Annotated in this window: 22 protein-coding genes and 1 pseudogene; 15 read left to right on the forward strand and 8 right to left on the reverse strand. The window is 70.5% G+C overall.

Annotated features, from left to right (window positions below):
- Positions 1 to 56: 56 nt before the first annotated feature.
- On the reverse strand, positions 57 to 677 hold the full coding sequence (locus LDL49_RS33980; RefSeq protein WP_225297264.1) for an L-threonylcarbamoyladenylate synthase: 621 nt from the start codon (positions 675 to 677) through the stop codon (positions 57 to 59).
- 637 nt (positions 678 to 1314) lie between these two features.
- On the opposite strand from LDL49_RS33980, the gene LDL49_RS33985 reads away from it, so the two are divergent.
- From LDL49_RS33985 to LDL49_RS34000, 3 genes and pseudogenes are all read left to right on the forward strand, one after another.
- A complete protein-coding gene (locus LDL49_RS33985) occupies positions 1315 to 1914 on the forward strand; it encodes a CHRD domain-containing protein (RefSeq protein WP_225297266.1) in 600 nt (199 codons plus the stop codon).
- 374 nt (positions 1915 to 2288) lie between these two features.
- Positions 2289 to 3173: a helix-turn-helix domain-containing protein gene (locus LDL49_RS33995; RefSeq protein ID WP_225297269.1), complete on the forward strand. Its 885-nt coding sequence runs from the start codon at positions 2289 to 2291 to the stop codon at positions 3171 to 3173.
- 61 nt (positions 3174 to 3234) lie between these two features.
- A pseudogene (locus tag LDL49_RS34000) lies at positions 3235 to 3669 on the forward strand (Clp protease N-terminal domain-containing protein); the annotation flags it as partial.
- A gap of 25 nt (positions 3670 to 3694) precedes the next feature.
- Here the strand turns inward: LDL49_RS34000 and LDL49_RS34005 are convergent.
- The 3 genes from LDL49_RS34005 to LDL49_RS34015 are packed head-to-tail and all read right to left on the reverse strand — an operon-like array spanning position 3695 to position 7369.
- On the reverse strand, positions 3695 to 5479 hold the full coding sequence (locus LDL49_RS34005) for a DUF2264 domain-containing protein (RefSeq protein ID WP_225297271.1): 1785 nt from the start codon (positions 5477 to 5479) through the stop codon (positions 3695 to 3697).
- A 27-nt stretch (positions 5480 to 5506) separates the two neighbouring features.
- On the reverse strand, positions 5507 to 6565 hold the full coding sequence (locus LDL49_RS34010; RefSeq protein ID WP_225297272.1) for a LacI family DNA-binding transcriptional regulator: 1059 nt from the start codon (positions 6563 to 6565) through the stop codon (positions 5507 to 5509).
- Between the two features lie 27 nt (positions 6566 to 6592).
- Complete coding sequence (locus LDL49_RS34015; RefSeq protein WP_225297274.1) at positions 6593 to 7369, reverse strand: sugar phosphate isomerase/epimerase family protein; 777 nt, start codon at positions 7367 to 7369, stop codon at positions 6593 to 6595.
- A 192-nt stretch (positions 7370 to 7561) separates the two neighbouring features.
- Here LDL49_RS34015 and LDL49_RS34020 point away from each other — a divergent pair, with 192 nt between their 5' ends.
- The 7 genes from LDL49_RS34020 to LDL49_RS34050 are packed head-to-tail and all read left to right on the forward strand — an operon-like array spanning position 7562 to position 15135.
- Entirely contained in the window at positions 7562 to 9016 is a 1455-nt protein-coding gene (locus tag LDL49_RS34020; RefSeq protein WP_225297276.1) for an ABC transporter substrate-binding protein, read from the forward strand.
- 25 nt (positions 9017 to 9041) lie between these two features.
- The gene (locus tag LDL49_RS34025; protein WP_225297278.1) at positions 9042 to 10046 is read left to right on the forward strand and encodes a carbohydrate ABC transporter permease; all 1005 of its coding nucleotides are present in this window, start codon (positions 9042 to 9044) and stop codon (positions 10044 to 10046) included.
- Positions 10046 to 10900: a carbohydrate ABC transporter permease gene (locus LDL49_RS34030; protein ID WP_225297282.1), complete on the forward strand. Its 855-nt coding sequence runs from the start codon at positions 10046 to 10048 to the stop codon at positions 10898 to 10900. Before LDL49_RS34025 ends, LDL49_RS34030 begins: the two co-directional genes overlap by 1 nt.
- A gap of 3 nt (positions 10901 to 10903) precedes the next feature.
- Positions 10904 to 12058: a hypothetical protein gene (locus LDL49_RS34035; protein WP_225297284.1), complete on the forward strand. Its 1155-nt coding sequence runs from the start codon at positions 10904 to 10906 to the stop codon at positions 12056 to 12058.
- Positions 12052 to 13038 carry a hydroxyacid dehydrogenase gene (locus LDL49_RS34040; RefSeq protein WP_225297286.1) on the forward strand — a complete coding sequence of 329 codons (987 nt, stop codon included), beginning with the start codon at positions 12052 to 12054 and terminating at the stop codon, positions 13036 to 13038. Before LDL49_RS34035 ends, LDL49_RS34040 begins: the two co-directional genes overlap by 7 nt.
- Complete coding sequence (locus LDL49_RS34045; protein ID WP_225297288.1) at positions 13035 to 14003, forward strand: D-2-hydroxyacid dehydrogenase; 969 nt, start codon at positions 13035 to 13037, stop codon at positions 14001 to 14003. Before LDL49_RS34040 ends, LDL49_RS34045 begins: the two co-directional genes overlap by 4 nt.
- 4 nt (positions 14004 to 14007) lie before the next feature.
- Positions 14008 to 15135: a mandelate racemase/muconate lactonizing enzyme family protein gene (locus LDL49_RS34050; protein ID WP_225297290.1), complete on the forward strand. Its 1128-nt coding sequence runs from the start codon at positions 14008 to 14010 to the stop codon at positions 15133 to 15135.
- Positions 15136 to 15156: 21 nt separating this feature from the next.
- Here LDL49_RS34050 and rox read toward each other — a convergent pair whose 3' ends face one another.
- Both rox and LDL49_RS34060 read right to left on the reverse strand, forming a co-directional pair.
- Positions 15157 to 16584: a rifampin monooxygenase gene (gene rox / locus LDL49_RS34055; RefSeq protein ID WP_225297292.1), complete on the reverse strand. Its 1428-nt coding sequence runs from the start codon at positions 16582 to 16584 to the stop codon at positions 15157 to 15159.
- 315 nt (positions 16585 to 16899) lie between these two features.
- Positions 16900 to 17577, reverse strand: coding sequence for an MFS transporter (locus LDL49_RS34060; RefSeq protein ID WP_225297294.1), 678 nt, complete (start codon positions 17575 to 17577; stop codon positions 16900 to 16902).
- Positions 17578 to 17938: 361 nt separating this feature from the next.
- Between LDL49_RS34060 and LDL49_RS34065 the strand changes: the two genes are divergently transcribed.
- Positions 17939 to 19117 (forward strand): DUF3500 domain-containing protein, encoded by a 1179-nt coding sequence (locus tag LDL49_RS34065; RefSeq protein WP_225297296.1) that lies wholly within the window; start codon positions 17939 to 17941, stop codon positions 19115 to 19117.
- 103 nt (positions 19118 to 19220) lie between these two features.
- Here LDL49_RS34065 and LDL49_RS34070 read toward each other — a convergent pair whose 3' ends face one another.
- Both LDL49_RS34070 and LDL49_RS34075 read right to left on the reverse strand, forming a co-directional pair.
- Positions 19221 to 19610, reverse strand: a complete 390-nt coding sequence (locus tag LDL49_RS34070) for a VOC family protein (RefSeq protein WP_225297298.1) — start codon at positions 19608 to 19610, stop codon at positions 19221 to 19223.
- Positions 19579 to 19941, reverse strand: a complete 363-nt coding sequence (locus tag LDL49_RS34075; RefSeq protein ID WP_225297300.1) for an ArsR/SmtB family transcription factor — start codon at positions 19939 to 19941, stop codon at positions 19579 to 19581. The genes LDL49_RS34070 and LDL49_RS34075 overlap by 32 nt, the downstream gene beginning before the upstream one ends.
- Positions 19942 to 20254: 313 nt before the next feature.
- Here LDL49_RS34075 and LDL49_RS34080 point away from each other — a divergent pair, with 313 nt between their 5' ends.
- The 4 genes from LDL49_RS34080 (at position 20255) to LDL49_RS34095 (ending at position 24466) form a co-directional block, all read left to right on the forward strand.
- A complete protein-coding gene (locus LDL49_RS34080) occupies positions 20255 to 21127 on the forward strand; it encodes an alpha/beta fold hydrolase (RefSeq protein ID WP_225297302.1) in 873 nt (290 codons plus the stop codon).
- Positions 21128 to 21145: 18 nt separating this feature from the next.
- Positions 21146 to 22351, forward strand: coding sequence for an FAD-dependent monooxygenase (locus tag LDL49_RS34085; protein WP_225297304.1), 1206 nt, complete (start codon positions 21146 to 21148; stop codon positions 22349 to 22351).
- A gap of 216 nt (positions 22352 to 22567) precedes the next feature.
- The gene (locus LDL49_RS34090; protein WP_225297306.1) at positions 22568 to 23284 is read left to right on the forward strand and encodes a helix-turn-helix domain-containing protein; all 717 of its coding nucleotides are present in this window, start codon (positions 22568 to 22570) and stop codon (positions 23282 to 23284) included.
- 12 nt (positions 23285 to 23296) lie between these two features.
- Complete coding sequence (locus LDL49_RS34095) at positions 23297 to 24466, forward strand: cytochrome P450 (RefSeq protein WP_225297308.1); 1170 nt, start codon at positions 23297 to 23299, stop codon at positions 24464 to 24466.
- The last annotated feature ends 3 nt before the right edge of the window (positions 24467 to 24469 follow it).

Genomic DNA, 24469 nt, shown 5'->3' on the forward strand with positions numbered 1-24469 from the left:
ATGCACCTCGAGGCGGGCGTACGTCAGCTCGTCCAGCCGGTCGCGAGGGCGGTCGCCTACTCGAAGAGGGACGGGTCTCCCGTGCCGCGGCGAAGAATCTCGGGCTCACCCTGCGAGAAGTCGACGACGGTGGTCGGGGTGGCGCCGCACTCGCCGGAGTCGATGACGGCGTCCACCAGGTGGTCGAGCCGCTCCTTGATCTCCCAGCCCTGCGTCGCGGGTTCGGTCTCGTCGGGCAGCAGGAGGGTGCTCGACAGCAGCGGTTCGCCGAGCTCGGCCAGCAGCGCCTGGGTGACGACATGATCAGGGATCCGGACGCCGACCGTCTTCTTCCGGGGATGCAGCAACCGCCGCGGCACCTCCTTGGTCGCGGGCAGGATGAACGTGTAGCCACCCGGAGTCGCCGCCTTGACCAACCGGAACACCGCATTGCTCACATGAACGAACTGACCGAACTGCGCGAAGTCCCTGCAGAGCAGCGTGAAGTGATGATCGCTGCCGAGGCTGCGGATCTCCCTGATCCGATCGAGGCCCTCCTTGTTGCCCAGGCGGCACCCCAGCGCGTAGCAGGAGTCCGTCGGGTACGCGATCAGCCCGTCCGCGTATAAAGACTCGACGACCTGGCTGATCAGGCGGGGCTGGGGGTTGTCCGGATGCAGAGCGAAATACTTGGCCACACCTCGGATCTTAGAAGCGGCCACCCCATCGCATGACACGCGCCCCCTGGGCTCCAGGCCGCCGTGCGGCGCGAGGCCGCCGGAATGGGCACTGGTCGAGCAGGATCACAGGACCGGCCGGCTTCACTGACCACGCCCATTCATCGAGGATGCCGGGGTGCGAGGGGGAGTGCCCTCCCCCTCGTCGGCCGTCCGGGTGGCCCGGGCGGCCAAGCTCGCGGAGGTGGAGTTGGCCGCCCTGTGGTGAGGGCCGTCGCGGAGAGGTGCCGCAAGGTGTCCGCCGAACGCGGGACCCACCCCTGATCCAGGCGATCCTGAAAAGGGCTCAGCGACGAATCCAGTAAATATTCACTCGTTATCAAGACGCCTAAGTTGTTTCTGTCCGGCGCTTGATGTGGCTCCGGGTCGGCAAGCGCTGATTCCATTTTATGTTCAGTATTTGTCAAGAGCGCATCCAAGCGTTTCAGCCGCGAGCGGCGACGTGATGCAGCGAATCGACGCCGGATCTGCCCTTGTGAAAGCTCTGTGGCGTTGCTCACATGCCGAATGTGTATTTCTACGCAGAACGACCACTACCGTCTTCCATACGGTCTGCAGTGGCCAATCAGTCACAAGAACCAGTCAAGAAGGAAAGGCAATGATGAATACGTTAAAGCAGGCGGGCAACGGGCGAATCTCGTGGCGGCGCGTCATTGGCGGCGCGGCGGCGGCGGGAGCGGTCGCGGTGGTGGCCGCCACGGCGTTGACCGCCGCTCCCGCGGCCGCCGCACCGGAGTGGCGGTTGCCCCACCCCGCCGAGGCGAGCACGGTCCTCGTCGCGCACAGCCGCGCTCCCATGGCCGGCGCGTCCAGGAAGTACTACTTCGCCGCCGGCCTCCTCGGCAGGAATGAGGTGCGCGAAGCGGGCAAGAAGGTCAACGACCCGGACGGCGTGGCCGTTGCCAAGTTCCGTATCAACGGCAACCGCTTCTACTACTTCGTCCAGTGGAGGAGGACCGGCAAGCCCACCAACTTCCACATCCACCGGGGCAAGGCGGGCGTGAACGGCCCCGTGGTGATCGACCTGCTGTCCCAGGGCACGATTCGCGGCAACACCAGCTTCGGTTCCGTCCGCGTCAAGAGCAGCCTGCTCAGGGACATCAAGAAGCACCCCAAGAACTGGTACGCCAACTTGCACACCGCCCAGTTCCCCGACGGCGCGGTCCGCGGCCAGCTCCACAATGGCGCCCACTGGTAAATCGCTCTCTACGGCGAGGCATTTCACCAGAGGTGGAATGCCCCGCCCGGCGGCCGGCGGCCCGCACGTCGATCGGCAAGCAGTGGCCGGTGCGCCGGGACGTGGACGGCGGCGGCGTACTCGTGGGTCAGGCGGCGACCTTATGACCGCCGCCGCGGGCACGCGAATCCGGATCTCGCCCGGCCCGGCCTCGGGAACCGGCAGCTCCAGAGCCCGCAGCACCTCCGGCCCGCCGAACTCCGTCAGCCCCACAGCCCCCTGCAAGATCTCCGGCGTACGTCTTCGTACGATGCATGCAACCGCTACCGGTCACAGAGCGTGAGAGGTGCTGGCAGGGACCCCCACCTGCGGCGGGATGTGCCTACCCTGGCGGTATGGACAACCGGGACAAAATCAGCGCATTCCTCCGCTCCCGGCGAGACAAGATCACACCCGAGCAGGCGGGACTGCCGGTGTACGGCCAGCGGCGGGTCCCCGGCCTGCGCCGGGGCGAGATCGCGATGCTCGCCGGGGTGAGCGTGGAGTACTACACGCGCCTGGAGCGCGGCAACCTCAGGGGCGTCTCCGACAGCGTGCTGAACGCCCTCGCCCAGGCCCTGCGCCTGGACGACATCGAGCGCATGCACCTGTACGACCTCGCCCGCGCCGCAGGGCCCGCGCCCCATGGGCAGGCGAGGCAGCGGGAGAGCCGGCCGGTGCTGCGGCCGAGCATGGCGCGGATCATCGAGGGCATGCCGCAGCTGCCGGCATTCGTGAAGAACGACCGCCTGGACACCCTGGCCGCCAACCCGCTGGGCCGGGCGCTGTTCTCGCCGATGTACGCCGATCCGACGTGCCAGGCGAACAGCGCCCGGTTCGCCTTCCTCAACCCCGAAGCCCGGCAGTTCTACGTCGATTGGAAGCGTGTCGCCCACGGCGCCGTCGGCGTGCTGCGCATCGCGGCGGGAAAGAACCCCTACGACCGGGAGCTGTCGAACCTGATCGGTGAGCTGTGCACCCGCAGTGACGCCTTCCGGGTGCTGTGGGGCTCCCACGACGTGCATGTCTTCCGCGAGGGCACCAAGCGCCTGCGCCACCCGGTCGTCGGCGAGCTGGAACTCGAACACGAGAGTCTGGCCCTGCCGGACGAGAACGGGTTGAGCGTGGTCGTCTACAGCGCACCGCCGGGAAGCGCCGCGGAGGACGGTCTGAAGCTGCTCGCCAGCTGGTCCGCCACCGCAGGTCAGGAGCAGGACGCTGACACCCCGTCGACGCACTAGCATGCGCAAGGACGAAGCCGGGTCCACCGGCCTGACTGACTGCTTGCCGAGGAGTGGCGGGATGTTCGAGAAGTTCAGCGACCGAGCTCGACGTATCATCGTCCTGTCCCAGGAGGAGGCCAGGGCGCTCAACCACGACTCCATCGGGACCGAGCACGTTCTTCTCGGTCTGATCCGTGAGGGTGAGGGTGTGGGCGCCCAGGTTCTCACGAACCTGGGCCTCAGCCTTGAGGATGTGCGCCGGCAGGTCGAGGAGAGCCGGGGCCGAGGCCGGTCCGCTACGTCGGGCTACCTTGCGTTCACGCCGGCGGCCAACGAAGTGCTCCAGGCGGCGAACCAGGAGTCCTTGCGCCGCGGTCTTGACTACATCGGCACCGAACACCTCCTGCTCGGGCTCATCCGCGACGGCGAGAGTCTGGCGGCCCAGGTGCTGGTCAAGCTCGGCGCCGACCTCGACCAGGTCGGGCGGACCACGGACGAACTCCTCCAGCGATACCTGGCCAGATAGCCGCTCGGGAGCGTCAGCCAAGACCGATCAGGGGCTCGATGCGCTCCCACGCGGGAGGCTCCGGCCACCCGGCCGCCGCGTCCGGGCCCGCGGGCCCCAGGCCGAGCACCGCGCAGGCCAGCAGGTGCTCGCCGGGCGGCAGATCGCCCATCAGCGTGGGGATCGTGGTGCGCGCCGCGAGCACGTTCGTGCCGGGCAGGGCCGTGACCAGCTCGCCCTCCCGCCCGCCGGTCAGGTCCTCGATCACGCACAGACCGTGGGGCGAGTCCAGCCGGGCCCGGCCGGAACCGGTGTCGACCCGGACGGGCGGCCGGTCGCGGTCGACCGCGAAGGCGCCCTCGGCCGTGCGCAGCGCCCGCCCGGTCCTGATCCGGTGCACCCGTACGTGCCACGGCGGCAGCGCCACCAGCCAGGTCTCGATCTCCACGTCCGCCCAGGGCGTCCAGTGGGAGTGCAGCACACCGTCGGCGGCGGAGACCTGATCCGGCAGCTCGCAGGGCCGCCAGTGCTCGCCGTCCTCGCTGAGCGCCAGCGTGCTGTCGAAGGCGCCCTGCTCCAGCTTCAGCGTCCCGGCGGGCACGCTGAAGCCGAACCGCGTGGAGTAGGCGAACTTGGCGTACTTGGCCGCCCCGTGCCGCGCCCACGGGTTGCGCTGCCCCGCGCTGAGCAGCACCACGTGCCGTCCCTCCTCGCAGCGCATCAGCGCCACGCCCGCCTCCGGCTGGGTGCTGACCTCGGGCAGCGGGGGAGCGTCGGCCTCCTTGGCGGTCCAGAACGGGTGCTCGGCGGGCAGGGCGAGCGGCAGGTACGCCTTCATGGCCCAGTACGGCGAGCCGGGCGCGTTGTACTGCTCGGCCATGTGCGGCTGGGGATAGCCGTAGCCGATGGTGAGCAACCCCGCGGCGTCGCGGATGGGCCGGCTGTCCCACCAGCGCAGGTTCCGCAGCAGATGCCCCTTGGTCACCTCCCACGGCAGCGCCTCGACGCCGGCGAAGGCCAGCGCCCCCCAGAACGCCGACTGCGCGAAACGGTAGGTCAGGCTCCTGCCGAACGGGACGGCCACCCCCTCGCTGGAGAACCAGTGCTGGAAGTCCTGGGCGAACGTCGCGGCCCGCTCGCGGAAGCGCCCGGCCCTGTCCTGGTCGTGACCGAGCGCCGCGTAGATGAGGCCGTAGTAGTGCATGGCGAACGGGATGTAGTAGTCGCGCTGCCACGTCGGCCCGTCGGAGTACCACCCGCGCCCGAGGTCGAACTCCTCCAGCCGGTCGAGCCTGGCCGTGTTGGCGTCGTGGTCGTGGGAGATCCCGACGCGGTCGAGCCCGAGCCCCACCATGACCGGGAAGAACAGCCAGTTGTTGTTGTTCGGCTCCACGGTGACGGCGTGCCGTAGCCAGGCGGCCACCGTGTCGCGCTGCGGGCCGGTCAGCGGGTCCCAGATCCGCTCGGGGGCCAGGGCGAGCGCCAGGCCGATGGCGGCGGTCTCGACCAGCCGCTGGTTCTTGTCGAAGACCGCGCCCCAGTAGTCGGGGTGGTCGGGGTCGGTCCCGGCGGCGAGCCCGGCGCTCCAGAGCTCCCAGTGGTCGAACGCCCCGCCGCCGGCAGCCAGCGGCGCCAGCCCCCACAGCGGGCGTGCAAACGCTTCCAGCTCGGCGGACGCCAGGTCGTAGTGCGCCGTGTGGAACCCCAGCCGCAGTCGTCCCCGCCCCGGGCTGAATCGGGAAATCAGGGGCGTGACCAGGTCCAATACCTGACGCGCCAACTCGTCTCGATCGCCGCCGGGCCGGTCGTCGGGGTGCACGGGGGTCTCTCTTTCGCTGGGAAAGCGCTATCCCGAGCTAGGTTTCCCCCCGTCGCCCTCGCTTGTCAACACCGTGACAGCCGAGGGTGGGGCCGTGCTGTCGCGGACGTGCAGCTCCATCGGCAGGGTCAGCGGCTCCCCGTCGTGCCCCTCGGTCATGAGGGCCACCAGCATCTCGGCCGCCTGCCTGCCGAGCTGCCCCCGGGGCACCGACACCGTGGTCAGGCCCGTGTGCGCCACGTGGTCCAGCGCGATGTCGTCGAACCCCACCACCGACAGCTCCTCGGGAACCCGCACCCCGAGCTCGCGCATCCGGGTCACCGCCCCCAGGGCCACCAGGTCGTTGTAGGTGGTGAGCGCGGTGGCGCCGGTGCCGGCCACCGCGGCGGCGGCCTCGTACCCGCAGCGGCTGGTCGCCCCGCACGGCAGGATCGTGACCGACAGGCCGAACGCCTTGGCGGCCTCCAGCGCCCTGATCCGCTCGGAGTTGGCCCAGGACACCTCGGGCCCGCTCAGGTAGGCGACCCGGCGGTGGCCCAGCTGCGCCAGGTGGCCGCAGATCAACATCATCCCGCCGAAGAAGTCGGCGGAGACGGCGGGCGCGGCGAGGCCGGGGACGATCCGGTTGAGCAGGACGAGCGGGTGGCCCCGGCCGGTCAGGACGGCCAGGTCGGCGCGCTCCAGACGGGAGGAGGCGAGCAGCACCCCGTCGCAACTGCGCATGAGGTCCTCGACGAGGTCGTGCTCGATCGAGGGGTCGTCGTCCGACTCCATGACCATGACGCGGCGCCCGTGGGAGCGGGCGACGGCCGAGACCGCCTTGAGCACGCCGGGAAAGTAGGGATTGGCCAGGTCGGGGACCAGCACGCCGATGGTGCCCCACTCGCCGCGGGCGAGCCCCTGCGCCGCCGCGTTGGGCCGGTAGCCCAGCTCTGTGACGGCGTCGTGGACCCGCGCCGCCAGCGCGGGATCGACCTTCGCCGTGCCGTTGAGCACGCGGGAGACGGTCGAGGCCGACACCCCCGCGGCCGCCCCGACGTCGCTGATCGTCACCCGGCTCCCGCGGCCCTGCCGCAGATTACGCACCCGCTCCTCCTGCCCCCCGCGCGCCCGTCAGCCGAGCAGCCCGCGCAGATGATCCAGATCTCTCCGTACGGCCGCCACCGGGTCGGCCGCCGGGTAGTGGACGTGCAGCGACAGCACCCCGCTGTAGCCGCGTTCGCGCAGCCCGGGGAGGATCTCCGCCCAGCGGACCACGCCCCCGTCCGCGAACGGCTGCCACTCGCAGGTCCAGCCGTCCGCGCCCGATCGCCAGACGGCGTTCTTCACTCCCATGCAGGCCATCCGATCGCCCAGCAGATCGACGTTGAGCGCCCATGCCTCGCTGCCCTCCTTGGCCTGGTTGCCGGGGTCGGCGTAGAAGCGCACGTCGTTCAGGTCGCCGGCGAGTGCGAGAGCGAGCGAGGCGGATGGATGGATCGTACCGTGATGCAGCTGGACCGCCACCCGCACGCCGTGCCGGGCGGCGAGGCCGGCCAGGCGGGTCAGCGCGGCTCTGGCCTCCTTCAGCTGATGCTGGTAACCGATGGCGGGGTCGTAGCGGTAGAAGCCCGTCCGGACGAGGGGGACGCCGGCCTCGCCGCAGGCCGCGATCATCCGTTCGGCGTCCGCGTCGGCGTCGAGGAAGTCGGTGGTGACGACGTCGAGGGTGAGCCCGCGGCGCCCGAGCTCCGCGGCGACGACGGCGATGCCGTCCGGGTCTGTGGGGCTGACCGTCTGGCCCTCGCGCACGAGGAGGTCCGCCCCCTCGGCGCCCACCGAGGCCACCGCCTCGGCCAGCTGGGGGGCGTCGATGGAGCCGAAGGGCTTGGTGAAGGCGAGCAGGCGCACACGTACTCCTGAAGTTGAGAAAGCGCTTGTACATCTTGGGTCAGACGGACTTCATCGCTGAGCATCCATCTGAAACCGCTTTCTCACAAGCCTTGAAACAGGGAATGAGGCGGGCTACTCTCGACCCACCCTCGGGTAAGCGCTTACCAGCCGCCCGAACCCCCTCTGACCTCCGCCTCCTTAGGAGGGTCCATGATCCCCCGTTCGCGTTGGACCGCCGTGATGGCCACCGCAGCCATGGCGTCACTGCTCGTTGCGGCGTGCGGCACCTCGAGCAGCCCGAGCGGAGGTGGCTCGCAGACCACGTTGCGGATCTGGGACTTCTCCGCCGAACAGGTGAACTTCCACAAGGATGTCGGCGCCCAGTTCACCAAGGAACATCCCGACATCAAGATCGAGTGGCGCTCGATCACCCAGGCCGACTACATGAAGACCCTGCCGCTGGCCTTCCAGAGCAACCAGGCGCCGGACATGTTCTACTGGAACGCGACCGGGCTGTCCCAGCTGCTGGACCAGAAGTGGATCAGTCCCCTCAGCCCTGGTGGCACCGTCCCCGCCGACTTCGTCAAGCGCTGGCCGGACGGGTCCTTCCTGGAAGGCATCAACATGCAGGACGGGAAGACCTACGGCTTCCCGTTCTCGGAGAACCTCTACTGGGGCTCCGGCTACATGTTCCTCAATAAGCAGGTCTTCCAGCAGGCCGGGCTGGACGTCAACAATCCGCCCAAGACCTGGACCGACCTCAAGAACGCCTGCGCGCAGATCAAGGCCAAGACCAAGGCCGAGTGCATCGCCGCCCCCACCAAGGGCCCGGACATGCAGCGCATCTGGTACGCGATGATCAGCAGCGTCTCGACGGATGAGTTCTTCGACTACAAGACGGGCAAGTTCGACCTGACCGAGCCCGGGCAGGTGAAGACCTTCGCCTTCATCCAGGAGCTCAAGAAGGCCGGGTACCTGGCGCCGGGGACCAACGACAAGAACTTCTCCCGCCAGCAGTTCGCCGCCGATCAGGCCGGCATCTTCTTCGACGGCACCTGGCTGCCGAGCGTGTGGGCCAGCCAGGGCTTCACCAGCGACAAGTACGTGGTGGCGCCGCGCGTCAACCCCGACAGCGGGCAGACCGGCGCGGCCGGCCGCAAGTACGACACCAACAAGTACTGGGTCAGCTCGCAGACCAAGCATCCCGACGCCATGTGGACGTTCATTCAGTGGATGACCGACCCCAACGGCTACTTCGTCAAGCAGTACTACAAGAGCGCCTTCGGCACGCTCGCCTATGTCGACAACCAGAAGATGGTCACCGACCCGGCGCTCAGGCAGATCATGGAGATCGGCGGAAAGCCGGGCTACCGGGTTCAGCTCCCCGTGCCGCTGCTCAAGTGCCCCGACATCGCCAAGTCCAAGGCGTACGTCAACGCGCTGTCGAAGAGCCCCGACGGGGAGTGGGAGGCCATGGGTGAGGCGCTGACCAGCGGCCAGCCTCTGGAGACCGTGGGCGCCGCCATCGTCAAGCAGCGGCAGACCGCGCTGGAGGAAGGGCTCAAGCAGGAGGCGGCCAGCGGCCTGAAGGTGTCGATGGACTGCTACACCTTCCCCGACTGGGAGTACACGAAGGACTTCACCTCGGACATGTACCGCAACTGACCGGACTCCTCGTGAGGACACATCCATGACAACCACCGCTCCCGCCCCCGGGAGGGAAAGGGTGACGGACCGGGACCGGTCGCCCGCCAAGCGTGTGCCCGAGCGCGCCGATCACTCCCGCGAGCGCGTGCGCGGCATCGAGAGGGTCTGGCTGCTCGTCTTCCTGGCCCCCTTCCTCCTGCTCTACCTCGGCTTCACCATCTGGCCGCTGATCGCGACGATCTACTACTCCTTCTTCGACTGGTCGGGCGTCGGCCCCATCGACCACTTCGTCGGGGGCGGCAACTACGGCACGATCCTGGCCGACCCGCTGTTCTGGCTCTCGGTGGTCAACACGCTGGTCTTCGCCCTGCTGACGACCGTCATCAAGCTGCCGATCTCGCTGCTGGCGGCGATCCTGCTGACCCGCAAGTGGCTGCGCGGCAAGCGGTTCTTCCGGACCATGTTCTTCGCGCCGCTCATCATCCCCGTCGCCATGGCGGGGCTGGTGTTCACCTACCTGCTCAACCCGTCCAACGGCGCGCTGAACGCGATTCTGCGCGACCTCGGCCTGGTCGACCAGGGGTTCGACGTGTTCGCCAACAGGTGGAGCGCGCTGGTCGTGCTCGTACTCGTCTCCATCTGGCAGATCTTCGGCCAGTACATGATCTACTGGATCGCGGCGCTGCAGAACGTGCCGGAGGAGGTCTACGAGGCTGCCGCCATCGACGGCGCGGGGGAGTGGAAGAAGCTCACCCGCATCACGCTGCCGATGATCCGCCCGGTCGCCGTGATCATCACCCTGCTCGGCCTGGTGAACGCCATGCACGTCTTCGGGCTGGTCGTCACGCTCACCGCGGGCGGGCCCGGCACCAGCACCTACGTGGTGTCCTATTTCATCTACCAGAACGCCTTCGGCTCGGTGCCGTTCGCCTATGGCTACGCCTCGGCCGCGGCGCTGCTGTTCTCCGTCATCGCCTTCGTCCTGGTCTCCGCCCAGGGCCTCGCGGTCCGCCGGGCTCAGCGGCTCAGGAAGGAGTACGGCGTCTGATGGCAGCGACCACTCGGGCGGGCCGGCGCAGCCATGCCGTGCGGGCCAACCTCATCGCCCTGCCGATCCTGCTGGTCGTCGGGCTCGTGTGGGTCTATCCCTTCCTGTGGACCATCTCGGCCGCGTTCAAGACCCAGGCGGGGATGTTCACCAGCGGCGCGAGCCTCCTGCCCGACCAGCTGAACTTCGACAACTTCGTCCGGGCCTGGGTCAACGCCGGGTTCTCCGGATACTTCTTCAACACGGTGCTCTACTCGGCCGCCTCGACCCTGGTCGAGCTGGTCAAGGCGGCCCTGTGCGGCTACGTGCTGGCCAGGTACGAGTTCCCCGGCCGTACCCTGCTCTACCGGATGATCGTGGGGACCCTGTTCATCCCGGTCGCCTCGATCATCGTGCCGCAGTTCGTGCTGATCGAGAACCTCGGCCTGCTGAACACCCGGGCCGGGGTCATCCTGGCCATGTCCGGCGGCGCCGGCGCGCTCTACGTCCTGCTGTTCGTCGGGTTCTTCTCCAGCGTCCCGACCGACCTGTTCGAGGCGGCCAAGCTCGACGGGGCCGGTTTCCTCAAGACGTTCCGCCTCATCCTCCCGCTGGCCAAGCCGGTCATCGCGGTGGTGGTCATCTTCCAGTTCATCAGCAGCTGGAACGAGTTCAACATCCCCCTGGTGTTCACGCTCGGCCAGCCCGAGCTGCAGAACCTCGCCGTCGGGATGCTGTCCTTCCAGGGCGAGCACGCGACAGACTGGACCGGGTTCGCCGCCGGGATGACGATCTCGTTCCTGCCGATGCTGATGATCTTCCTGTTCTTCCAGAGCTACTTCACGCGCGGCCTGGCCGGCGCCACGAAGGGATGACGCGTGAGGCATGGGGCGTTCGCCTACACCTGGGACGTCGTGGGCGACCCCGCGGCGGCCGAGCGCATCGCCGGTCTGGGCGTGAGCACGGTGACCCTGCAGGCCGCCTACCACTCGGTCCGGGCCGTCACGCCGTGGCACCCGCGCCACCGGATCGTGCAGGCCGACCACGCGGCGGCCTACTTCCGGCTGCGCCCCGAGCGCTGGCGCGGCCGGCTCCGGCCGCACCCGCCGAGCTGGGCAGTGGCCGACGAGGACCGGTTCGGCACGGCGCTGACCGCGCTGGCCGGGGCGGGGCTGCGGGCGGAGGCCTGGCTGGTGCTCACGCACTCCTCGGTGCTGGGCCGCCAAGCGCCCGACCTGACGGTCACGAACGCCTACGGCGAGTCCTATCCCTACGCGCTCTGCCCCGCCCAGCCCGACGTCCACGACTACGCGCTCACTGTCGTGGGCGAGGTGTGCGAGCAGTACGACGTGCCCGCGCTGATGCTGGAGGCGTGCGGCTGGCTGGGCATGGAGCACGCCGGCCACCACGAGAAGACCTCCGGCGCCGACCTGTCCGCCTGCGGCAAGGCGCTGCTGTCCCTCTGCCTCTGCCCGGCCTGCCGGGCCGGGCTGGCCGGGCGCGGCCTGGACGTCGAGGAACTGGCGCGTGACGTGCGCGCCGCCGTGGACGGGGAGCTCCAGTGGGGCGTCCCGGCCGGGACGAGCCTGGACGAAGTACTCGGCTCCGAGCGTGCCCAGGCGGTGTACGGTCACCGCGGGCAGGTCATCGCCGGCCTGGTCCGGGAGGCCGCGGCGCTGGCCGGCGGCCGTGAGCTGCTGCTCATGGCCACCGACGACCCGCAGGTCACCGGCCCCGACGTGGGCATCGACCTGGCCTCCTTCGACGCGCCGGCCGACGCGTACGTGCTCAAGTGCTGGGGCCAGGAGGAGGCGGCCCGGGCCCAGGTGAAGGCCGCGGCGAGCCGTACCGAGGTCCCGATCGTCGCCAACCTGACCGTGCTGGAGGACGGGCACGCCCGGATCCCGGCTCTGGCCGCCGACCTCGTCGCCGGGGGCGCGCGGCAACTGCGTTACTACCACGCCGGGCTGGGCTCACCGGCCCGCCTGGCCAGTGTGCGGGCGGCGGCTCGCTTGAAGGAGAGATCATGCTGAACGGCCTTTATGTGATGGACTTGAACCGCTTCGACGACGTCTACGGCCCGGAGGCCATGGCCGCGCTCGAACGGCACCTGTCCATCGACTCGCCCCCGCTCACCGCTGACCAGCTCACTCCCGACGTGCTCGGCGGCCTTGAGGTGCTGGTGACCGGATGGGGCGCGCCCAAGCTGGACGCCGAGTTCCTCGCCGCCGCGCCCAAACTCTCGCTGGTGCTGTACGGCGCGGGCTCCATCCGCTCGATGGTGACCCCGGAGATGTGGGCCAGGGGAGTGCGGGTCACCACGGCGGCCACGGCCAACGCCGAGCCGGTCGCCGAGTTCGCGCTCTCGCAGATCCTGTACGCGCTCAAGCACGGCTGGCGCTACGTGCTGAACGCGCGCGCCGCCGCCGCCCCCGCCCCGCGCGGACCCGAGCTGGGGGCCTACGGCGCGACGGTCGGGCTGGTCTCGCTCGGCGCCACGGGCCGGGCCACGGCGCGGCTGCTCGCCCACCACAAGCTCGACGTGCAGGCCCACGACCCGTACGCCGACCCGGCGGAGGCCGAGCGGCTCGGGGTGCGCCTCGTCGGCCTCGAGGAGCTGTTCGCCACCTCCGACGTGGTCAGCCTGCACGCCCCGCTCACCCCCGAGACGAGCGGCATGGTCGGCGCCGGGCTGCTGGAGTCGATGAAGCACGACGCCACCCTGATCAACTCGGCGCGCGGCCAGCTGGTCGACGAGGCCGCGCTCGTGGACGTGCTGAGCCGGCGGACCGACCTGTTCGCCGTCCTCGACGTCACCCACCCGGAACCGCCGGTCGCCGGGTCGCCGCTGTTCACGATGCCGAACATCGTCGTCACCCCGCACGTGGCGGGCAGCCTGGGCCACGAGCGCCGCCGTCACGGCGAGGCGATGGCCGAGGAGCTCGCCCGCTACGTCGCGGGGGAGCCGCTGCTGTACGAGATCATCGAGTCCGGCCTGGCGAGAAGGGCGTGAGCGTCACCCTGGTGCTGCTGCCGCCGCACGGTCCGGCCACCGCGGGCTGGCAGGCCCGGCTGGAGCAGGCGGTGCCGGGGCTCGTCGTCCTCCAGCCGGAGAGCGCGCCGGAGGCGGCACAGGCGCTGGCGGAGGCCGACGCCGCCTACGGCGCGCTGCCCGCGGACCTGCTGGCGCACGCCGGGCGGCTGCGCTGGCTGCAGGCGCCGCAGGCCGGGCCGCCGCCGGCGTTCTACCATCCGGCCCTGGTCGCGCACCCCGTACAGGTCACCAACATGCGCGACACCTACACCGACCACGTGGCCGCGCACACGCTGGCGCTCGTGCTCGCGCTGGCCAGGGACCTGCCCAGGTACGCCCGCGAACAGGCCCGCGCGCGCTGGGCGCCCGACTGGGACCCCGGCGCCGTGCTGCCCCTGGGCGAGGCCACGGCCCTGGTCGTGGGGGTGGGCGCGGTCGGGGCCGAGGTCGGCAGGCTGCTGGCGGCGTTCGGCACCAGGGTCGTGGGCACGGACGCCCGGCGCGGTGGCCCCGTGCCGGGCTTCGCCGAAGTGCTGCCGCCGGACGCCCTCGACCGGCTGCTTCCCGAGGCGGACCTGGTCATCCTGACGGTCCCGCAGACCCCCGCCACCGAGGGCCTGCTGGACGCGCGGCGGCTGGCGCTGGCCAAGCGGGGGGCGTACGTGGTCAACGTCGGCCGCGGGGCCATCGTCCGGCTCGACGACCTGGCCGCCGCGCTGTCCTCGGGCCACCTGGCCGGCGCGGCCCTGGACGTCTTCGAGACCGAGCCGCTCCCCGCCGACCACCCGCTCTGGCGGCGTCCCGACGTCATCATCACCCCGCACGTCGCGGGCGTGGGACCGCACGCCTCGGAGCGGTGCTTCGCCGTCCTGCTGGAGAACGCCCGCCGCTTCGTGGCCGGGCGAGAACTGATCAATGTGGTGGACAAGTCGGAATGGTACTGATCACGTGAACCAGATAGCACGCGTCGAGACCTTCACCGTGGCCCTGCCCTCGCTGCGCGACTTCGCCGTGGCGGGCGGGTCCGTGGTCCAGAGCGGCCGCCCCGCCATCAGGGTCCTGGTGAAGGTCACGGCCGACGACGGCGCCACCGGATGGGGCGAGGCCACCCCGATTCCCTCATGGACGTACGAGACCACCGAATCCATCGTCTCCACCATCGAGGGATACCTTGCCCCGGCCGCCGTGGGCCGCCCGCTGTGGGACCTCGACGGGCTCTGCCGCGCCTTCGACCGCACCATCAGCAAGGGGTTCTCGATCGGCATGCCGCTGGCGCGCGCGGCGGTGGACGTGGCCTGCCACGACGCCTACGCCCGCAGCCTGGGCGTGTCCCTCGGCGAGCTGTGGGGCCGGCGCAGACGCGACACCATCGAACTGGCCTGGATCGTGTCGGGTGAGTCGGCGTCCGAGGCCGCGGACTCGGTGGCCGAGGGCCGCGCGCACGGCTACCGCCACGTCAAGGTCAAGCTCGGCCTGCACACCGAGGACGAGGACGTGGCCATCGTGGCCGCCGTACGGGCCGCCGCCCCCGACGCCGTGCTCTGGGTGGACGCCAACCAGGGCTACACGGCCGCCGCCGCGCTCCGGGTGGCCAGGCGCCTGACCGATCTGAACGTCTTCGTCTTCGAGCAGCCGCTGCCGTCCAACGACATCGCCGGACTGCGCCGCCTGCGTGACGCCAGCCCCATCCCAGTGGCCGTGGACGAGAGCCTGCGTCACCCGAGCGACCTGGCGACGTTCGTCCGGCTCGACGCCATCGACGTCGCCGTCGCCAAGGTGCAGCGCTGCGGCGGGCTGACCCTGGCCCTGCGCCAGTGCCAGCTCGCCGAGGACAGCGGCCTGGCCGTCATGGGCTCCGGCCTCACCGAGTCCGACATCGGGCTGGCCGCCTCGCTGCACCTGTTCGCCGCGTTCGGCGTGGACACGCCCGTCGACCTCAACGGCCGGCAGTTCATCACCAGCCCGTACGCCACGGACCCGGTCATCACCGTCGCCGACGGCGTCGCCCACGTGCCCACCGGCCCCGGCCTGGGGATCGGCGTGGACGAGGAGGTGGTCCGCTCGCTCGCCCTCTGACAGGCGAGCCTCGCGGCCGGCTCAGCCGAGGGGAGCGCCGAACCACTCGGGCAGCCGGCTGAGCAGCTCCTGCTGGTCTTCACCGACCCACGCCACGTGGCCGTCCGGCCGCAGCAGCGCCGCGGGCACGTCCAGCTCCTCGCTGCCGTCGGCGACGTGGTCGACCCGGTCCGCCCAGCCCGCCACCGAAAGCCGGCCGGTCCGGTCGAGCAGCAGTCCGCGGCCGCCGCGCATCAGCTCGTAGAGGCGCCCTCCCTTGAGCTCCATGTCCCGCATCCGCCGTCCCAGCAGTTCATGCCCCTGGCCGAAGTCGTAGCGGATCCCGATCGCCGAGATCTTCTCGATCAGGTACCGGTTCACCTCCTCGAAGTCCATCAATTCCGACATCAGCCGGCGCACCGCCTGGGGCCCCGGCTCGAGGGAGGTCAGCTCGACCTGCGCGCGGGTGTTGTCCAGCACGGAGGCGGCCACCGGGTGCCGTTCGGTGTGGTAGCTGTCCAGCAGTCCCTCCGGCGCCCAGCCGTCGACCGCGGCGGCCAGTTTCCAGCCGAGGTTGAAGGCGTCCTGGATGCCGAGGTTGAGTCCCTGCCCGCCCATCGGAGGATGGATGTGCGCCGCGTCGCCGGCCAGCAGCACCCGGCCGGTCCGGTAGCGCTCGGCCAGGCGGGTGGCGTCGCCGAAACGGGAGAGCCAGCGCGGCGAGTGCACGCCGAAGTCGGTGCCGGCGATCGCCCGTACCGCCTGCTTCAGCTCGTCCAGGGCCGGCGGGACCGTACGGTCCTCGGCCACCGCGTCGGCGCGCGCCACGACGCGGTAGACCCCGTCCCCGAGGGGTACGGCGCCGAACCCCTTGTGGGTCTTGCCGAGTTCGGCCACCAGGGCCGCCAGCTCCTCCGGCGGCATGGTCACCTCCGCCTCGCCCAGCAGCCACTCGACCTGGGCCGGCTCGCCGGGAAAGCCGACGCCGAGCGACTTGCGCACCGTGCTGCGGCCGCCGTCGCAGCCGACGAGGTAGCGCGAGCGCAGCCGCGTGCCGTCGGCCAGCTCGGCGGTCACCCCGTCCTCGTCCTGGCTCAGCCCGGCCAGTTCACAGCCGCGCCGGATCTCGGTGCCGAGCTCGATGGCATGCTCGGTCAGCAGGCGCTCGGTGGTGGTCTGCGGGATGGCCAGGGAGTACGGGTGCGCGGTGTCCAGCCGGTCCGGCGGCGGCTTGATGATGCCGGCGAAGGAACCGCCGACGGGGTACTGATGGCCCAGCGCGAGGAACCGGTCCAGCAGACCGCGCTGGTCCATCACCTCGATGCTGCGCGTGTGCAGGCCGAGCGCGCGGACAACCCTGGTCGGCTCCGCCTCCTTCTCCAGCACGACCGCGTACACGCCGCGCAGCCGCAACTCGGCGGCCAGCATCATGCCGACCGGTCCACCGCCGGCAACGATCACGTCAATCATGGAACCCCCCAATCCGGCGGCGCGCACACCCGCACCTCCGCGCGCCTGGCCTCGGCCGCCGATTCTGCAGCACGACCCGGGCCTTGCCGCAAGCCCCCCGGCGCGCTATACGTTGAGAGTGGAAGGAGCGGGCAACCCCCTTCCCTTCGCTTTTCGCCGTCCGTCGCGGACGGACAAGCTTCTCCCGAGCGGTGACGGCGCGGGTGGACTCCATGGGAACCGGCTTCTCGTCGGAAGCCTTGATCCGCGCGTCAGGGGGCGGCGTTCGATTTTTCGACGTGCGGGTCGGTGCGGCCCTCGGCCACCGGGGTGGCGTCAGTGAGGCGGCGTCGGCAGCGCGGCGCGGTGACGCGCCACGGTGGTGAACACCGAGCTCAGCAGGCGCGGGTAGGGGACGGGCTCGCGCGGTTCGAGGGGCGGGATGACCGCGCGGAGGACGGCGGCGAGCAGCAGTGTGACCGCGGCGGCGATCACGTAGATCGCCCGCCAGCCGAGGAGGTCGGCGACGACACCGCTGATCGTGCGGGAGAGCAGGATGCCGATCAACGAGCCTGAGGCGACCGCGCCGACCACCCGCCCGCGCCGCTCGGGCTCGGCGAGCTCGCTGGCCAGCGGGGTCAGCAGCTGCGCGCCGACGGTCGTCAGCCCGACCCCGCCGAGCGCCGCCAGGAGCACCGGGAACCTCGGGGCCGAAGCGGCGCCCAGGAGCATCGCGGCGGACAGGACCCCGATGAGGGGGATGAGCCGGCGCCGGTCGAGCACGTCGCCGAGCGGCACGATGAGGAAGATCCCGAGCGCGTATCCGACCTGGGTGACGGTCACCAGCGTCGCGGCGCTCGCAGACGAGACGCCCAGGGACGCGGCGATGACCTCGATCAGCGGCTGGGCCCAGTAGAGATTACCGACGGCCATCCCGGCGGCGATCGCGAAGACGAGGGTACGCGCCGGGGTCATCCGACGGCCGGACACAGCGGGCATGCTCGGCCCTTTCATGCGGGATCCTTTCCTGTACGAGGTGGCGTGGCACCAACGCGCCGCCGGTTCTGGCGAGCTCGCGCTGTCGCGGGTCGCGGGAAGCCCTGGCGAGATGTGTCAATTCTGTCGTTGCCTTTGACCATGCAAGGGGAAACAGCCGCGACGTGGGAGTCCCCGCTGTGAGGGGTACTGGCATGAACCCCCGGCCAAGGGCGGCGCCACCCCGTCAGGGGTGCCGGCTGAGTTCGTTCAGGCTCGGTTTCGCGACCGGCGTCTCGGTCGGCATCGCGGTTATGCTCGATCTCGCGGAACCGGACGTATCGCCGCATGGCTCCCGAAAAGGGACCGTCGGACTTGCGACAGGGATGAGGTGGGTCGGGTGGGTGAGAAGGTCACGGACAGTGAGGGAGCGGCGGGTCCGGGAGACGCCGAGCGGATGCTCGTGAGCGACATGGTCCACATCGCGACCGAGTTCCTCGACTCGCTCCCGGAGAAACTGTACTCCCGAGCGGTGCAGCTGCCTTTCGGCGACCCGGCCGTCGAAGCCGAGCGGGTCCGCTGGTTCTACACTCCCACCGACCACGGCGGGGTGCCGATCGGCGAACTCTCACCCCGGCAGCAGGGCCTCGCCATGCGGCTCCTGGCCAGCGGCCTGACGCGCCCGGCGTACGCCACCGCCTGCGTCATCATGGGTCTGGAGAACGTTCTCGACGAGCTGGAGGGGTGGAGCGCCGATTGGGGCCGGGAGCGTACCCGCGATCCGGGGCTGTACTGGGTACGCGTCTTCGGACGTCCCGGTGACCCCCTGTGGGGGTGGCGGGTCGGCGGCCACCATCTGTCGGTGAACCTCCTGATCCACGACGGAGAGATCGCGGCGACGACCCCGTCGTTCCTGGGCGCCAACCCTGCGGCATCGCCGCTGCTCGCCGGGACGCTGCGCCCGCTCGGCGGGGCCGAGGACCTCGCTCGCTCCGTGATGGGCTCGCTCCGGACGCCGGAGCAGGCGCGGGCGCTGCTGCATCCCCGCGCGATCTCCGACATCGTCTCGGGCAACCGCGCCCGCGTACGCCCCGGCGACCGCATGATGCACCTGCAGGATCTGTTCCGCGGACCGCTTCCCACGCCGCGGCTGTCCGCGCAGGCCGACCGGCACGACGAAGCCGCCGAGCGCGCCTCCGGCTACACGGAGCAGGACCACGAGACGATGGCGCTCACCCTCGAGCCCCAAGGGGTCCCCGCCCACGAGATGACGGTGGAGCAGCGTGGGCTGCTCCGCGAGTTGCTGGCGGCGTACACCGACCGCTCTCCGACGCCGGTCGCCGACGCCTACCGCCGCCACTATCTCGTCGAGCACAACCTCGACCGCGTACATTTCGCCTGGGCCGGCAGTGTGTCGCCGGGGGAGCCCCACTACTACCGGCTCACCGGACCGCGCCTTCTCGTCGAGTACGACAACACCCAGCGCGCCGCCGACCACGCGCACTCCGTATGGCGGGACCCGGACGGGGACTTCGGGATGGACCTGCTCGCATCACACCGGACCGAGATCCCGCACTGACCAGTAGCTCAGCACGCCGACCGGCAGGCCTCGGCCGCCATCGTCATCATCGGCGGCGTCGAGAGCTGGGCGGCGGGCGATGCGCCACCCCGCCGGATGTCGCTCAGCCGGCCTGGTGGGCGATCTGGATCAGGTTGCCGCAGGTGTCGTCGAGCACGGCGGTGGTCACCGGGCCCATGTCGACGGGCTCCTGAGTGAAGCGCACGCCGAGGCCGCGGAGCCGCTCGTACTCGGCCTTGACGTCGTCGACGGCGAAAGAGGTGTACGGAATGCCGTCGGCGACCAGCGCCTCCTTGAACGGCTTCACCGCCGGGTGACCACTGGGTTCGAGCAGCAGTTCGACGCCGTCCGGGTCCTGCGGGGACACCACGGTCAGCCACCGGTGCTCGCCCAGCGGGACGTCGTGCTTCTTCACGAAACCCAGCACCTCGGTGTAGAAGCGCAGCGCCTTCTCCTGATCGTCAACGAGGACGCTCGCCAGGTTGATCCTCATGTCGGTCCCTCTCGTCGTCTGTGCCGGCGCCGTCGCCGGCGTCCTTCTCGGGCTTGCCGAGCCACCGCTCGATGATCGGTTCGAGCGGTCCGGTGTTGATGTAGTGGAACTTGTACCGGCCCTCGCGCCTGGTCTCGACCAGGCCGGCCGCCTCGAGTACGTCGAGATGCTGCGAGATCGCCTGCCGTGACGAACCAAGCCCATGCTTGGTGGCCAGCCGGGCGCAGATCTCGAAGAGCGTCTGTCCGTTGCGGTCGGTCAGCTCGTCGAGGATCGTCCGGCGCGTGGAATCGGCCAGGGCCTTGAAGACGTCACCCACACGCCGCACCATAGGCAAGCCGCTACTTGCATGTCAAGAGAGCAGCCCTCTCGCCTCCCGAGGCTGGAGGTGTACCGGGTCAGACGGGGATGGCGGATCTCCAGCGCTCGCAGGGTTGACCGGAACATCTGTACAAGATGCCGGCGCGCACCGGCGGCCACAGTAGGCCCATGATTATTTCCCTGGGGCTCGATGACCCCGCTGTTTCGACCGCGCGGACCTGCGGTTTCCGCACCGGCAGGCTGATGTGAGCAGCGCGGTACGGCGCCGGCGGCGCCTCTTGATCGCCTCGGCTGTCCTTTTGGTCGTCGTCGGGTTGCTTCTCGTGAACGCGGAGGTGGTGACGCGGCAGAGCGCCGAGGCCAGTGGGAGTCCGACCCTGCCCCTCGACGGCGGGAACATCTACGTGCGCCAGGACGGTCCCCCCGATGCTCCGGCACTCGTACTGATCCACGGGCTCGCCGCGTCGGCCCGCTCGTGGGACGCGCTCGTTCCGCTGCTGGCCAAGTCCCATCGCGTCATCCGGATCGACCTGCTCGGGCACGGCCGGTCGGCCAAACCGGCCGGCGGTGGCTACGGGATGCCGGAGCAGGGACGCCGGGTCGGTGAGGCAATGGACCGGCTCGGGATCGAGCACGCCACAGTGGTCGGCCATTCCACCGGTGGCGCGGTCGCCACCGCTCTCGCCGAGCAACGCCCCGACCTGGTGACCTCGCTCGTGCTCATCGACACCGCGCCTCGTTTGGCCGCCGCCGTCTCAAGCGGTGGCGTCGGCGGGCTCTTGTACACCCCCGTCATCGGGCAGCTGCTGTGGCGGCTTCGGACCGACGGTCTGATCCGCAACGCGGCGAGCAGCGCGTTCAGCCGCAGCGGCTACCAGGTCCCGCAGGCGGTCGTGGACGACGCGCGCGACATGACCTACCACGCCCTCATCGCGACGACGCAGACCGGCGACGACTACGTGAACCAGCGCGCGCTCCCCGATCGGCTGGTTCCCCTCGGCAAGCCGCTGCTAGTGATCTTCGGTGAGGAGGACCGGAGATGGCGATCCTCCTCCGCCGCCGAATACAGCGCCGTTCCGGGCGCGAAAGTCGAGGTGCTGCCCGGTGTCGGGCATTCGCCCATCATGGAGGATCCGCCGCGGACCGCCGCGCTTCTTCTGGCCTTCACCGCGATCCACACCGCACGGGCGAACTGAATGACAAGGAGAGGTGCCATGCGGATTCTCGTCTCCGGCGCCAGCGTCGCCGGTCCGGTGCTGGCCTACTGGCTCACGAGACACGGCTTCGAGGTCACCGTCGTGGAACGGGCCTCCGTGCTGCGCAAGACGGGCGGGCACGCGGTCGACCTGTTCCGGCCGGCGATGGACATCTCGGAGAAGATGGGCGTGCTCCCGCGCGTCGAGGAGCGGGCCACCGGCACCAGCCGGATGACCGTCTACCGGGAGGGCTCACGGCGTCCCGTCGGGGTGGATCTTTCCAAGATCTTCGGTGCCACCTCCGACCGGCACTTCGAGGTCATGCGCGACGACCTGAGCGAGATCTTCTACGACGCCGCACGCGACGACGTCGAGTACGTCTTCGGCGACTCGATCACCGCGATCTCGCCCGACGGCGAGGTGCGGTTCGAGAACGCCGCGCCGCGCCGCTTCGACCTCGTCGTCGGCGCGGACGGGCTGCACTCCAACGTGCGCCGCCTCGTCTTCGGCGAGGAGTCCCGCTTCAGCTCCTTCATCGGCGCCTACCTCGGGGTGCTGACCCTGCCCAACGCCTCCGGGCTCGACGGCGAGCTGCTCATGCACGTCGGCGTCGGCCGTACCGCCGGCATGTACGGCGCGCGGCACCTCGGCGAGGCGCGGGCGTTGTTCCTGTTCCGGAGCGAGCGCGAGCTCGACTGTCACCACCACGACGTGCCCCGGCAGAAGGAACTGCTGCGCGGCGCGTTCGACGGCATGCACCCCGACGTGGACCGCTGGCTGGACGAGCTCGACCGCACCCCGGCGTTCTACTTCGACTCGATCACCCAGCTCCGCATGGACACCTGGTCGCGGGGGAGGGTGACGCTCGTCGGCGACGCGGGCTACTGTCCCGGCCCGGCCGTCGGCGGCAGCACGAGCCTGGCCGTCGTCGGCGCGTACGTCCTCGCCGGGGAGCTGGCGCGGGCAGGTGGCGACCATGAGCGCGCCTTCCCCGCCTACGAGCGCGCGATGGCGGAGCACGTGCGCGGCAGCCGCGCGGCCGCGCTGAGCGTGGCGAAGACCCTGATCCCCACCTCACGCCTCGGCGTGTCGGGACTGGCCCAGGGCGCCCGCCTGATCTCCGCCCTGCCCGCGGGGCCCGGCCGCGCCCTCCTCCGCCTCACCTCCAAGAGCGCACGCCTGCACAACTCCATGACCGTCGACGACTACCCGCCGCCGCCCTGACCAGGCAAGGCAGAACGAGATCGACGTCGTTGGGGGCTCATGGCACCTTTCTTACCGGCACGTCGGCCGTGGGTTCAGCGCTGCTCAAGGCTCTTCGGCCGGAACTCACGGCCTTTCAGAGTCCCGGGGTGCGCGAAGGGGGTGAGTTCGCGTGTCCCGCGTTCTCCGTCCGGTTAATCGCTGGCGGACGCGGCGGTCTCCGGGTTGACTGCACGGGTGACCGCTTTGCCCGTGCCCGCCGACCTGACCCGACTGGTGGCGGGGATTTGGGTGCTTGACGGTGACGTGGTGCCGAGAGGGTTGCCGCAGCCCGCCGTCGACCTGCTGGTCATGCCTGATGGGGCGGGCCGGCTGGCCGGGCCGGAGACGCGCGCTCGGCAGGGGGCGCTGCCCAAAGACGGGCCCCTGGTCGGGGTGCGGCTGCGACCGGGGACGGTGACCGGGCTGTTCGGGGTCGCGGCCGACGAGGTGCCGCTGGCCGGGGCGCCCATCGAGGTCGGGCAACTGGCCGGGTCGGCGACCGAGCGGCTGGCAGGGGCGCTGGCTCTGGTGCGGGCGCGGGCTGGGCGATGCCAGGTCGACGAGCGGGTGCGCATCGTGCTGGCGGCCATGCACGCGGCGCCGGGTGCGCCGGTCGACCGGCATGCCGCTGAGGCCGGGTTGTCCGAGCGGCAGCTTCGGCGGCGTTTCGGAGTGGCGGTCGGGCTGCGGCCCAAGTCCTACGCACGCGTGGTGCGGCTGCACCGAGCGCTCGCCGACGCGCGCGCTACGGCGGCCAGGGGCGAGCGCCCGAACTGGGCCGCCATCGCCGTACGCAGCGGCTGCTACGACCAGTCACACCTGCTCGCCGAGTTCCGCCACGCGGTGGGGGTGCCGCCGACCACGTTGCTGGCGGATGTCCGTTTTCTCCAAGCCTCGACCTGCCGGGCCTAACACACTCGACGCATGACTGATGATGTTGTCGTAGAGATCCTCGACTGGCACCGCGAGACCGCTCGGGACGGTCTCGCCGGGGACGGGGTGCGTTTCGTCGAACCATTCGGCGCCTGGGTGGTGCACGGCTACTCCGAGGTCAACCAGGTGCTCACCGACTACTCGATGTTCTCCTCCGACGAGCTGCGCTACAGCGCGCAACCCATGCCGCACCGGGACAACCCCGTTCTCAGCAGCCTGTCGGCGATGGATCCGCCCCGGCACCACCTGCTGCGCCGACTGGTCAGCCGGGCCTTCACACCCCGCGCGATTCAGGCGTTACTCCCGTCGATCACCGACACCGTGCGGAGGCAACTGGCCGATGTGGACGGTGACCTGGACGTGATCGGCCGGCTCGGCTACCCGCTGCCGGTGCGCACCATCGCCGCGCTGCTCGGGGTCGAAGCGGACCGGCAACCGGACTTCCTGCGCTGGACCGAGGCGATCACCTCCTTCGCCGGGTCGTTCGCCGAGGACCCGGTGCGTCAGGCCGCGTTCCGCGCCGCGCACGCCGAACTGGTCGAGTACTTCCTGGAGGTGTTCGCCGAGCACCGTGCCCGCCCCCGGGGTGACGTGATCGACACTCTGCTGGCCGCCGAACCGGACGGCAGCCGGCTGTCCGACGCGGAGTTGATCGACTTCTGCACGCTGCTGCTCATCAACGGCCACGAGACGACCAAGACCCTGCTGGTCAACACGGTGCTGTGCCTGGCGGCTCATCCTGACGCGCTGGCCCGGCTGCGTGCCGACCCTGGACTGGTACCGGATGCCATCGAGGAGGTGCTGCGGTTCCTGCCCCCGGTGGGTGGCACCGACCGCTTCACCACCGGCCCGGCCAGCATCGCCGGGCACACCATCGAGACCGGCCAGCGGGTGATCGCCATGGTGCTCTCGGCCAACCGGGACCCTCGGGTGTTCGCCCAGGCAGAGGAGTTCCGGCCCGACCGGACGCCCAACGAGCACCTTTCCTTCGGCCATGGCGTGCACTTCTGCCTCGGCACGCACCTGGCCCGCCATGAGCTCGCGATCGCGGTCAACGCACTGCTGCACCGGTTCCCCGGTCCGTGGTCGGTGGGCCGGATCGCCACCGGGCGCACCCCGGTCGGCATCGACGTACTCGATCTGGTGCTGGTCAGCCCGTAGTCG

The sequence above is a fragment of the Nonomuraea aurantiaca genome (genome assembly GCF_020215705.1).
GTDB lineage: Bacteria > Actinomycetota > Actinomycetes > Streptosporangiales > Streptosporangiaceae > Nonomuraea > Nonomuraea aurantiaca.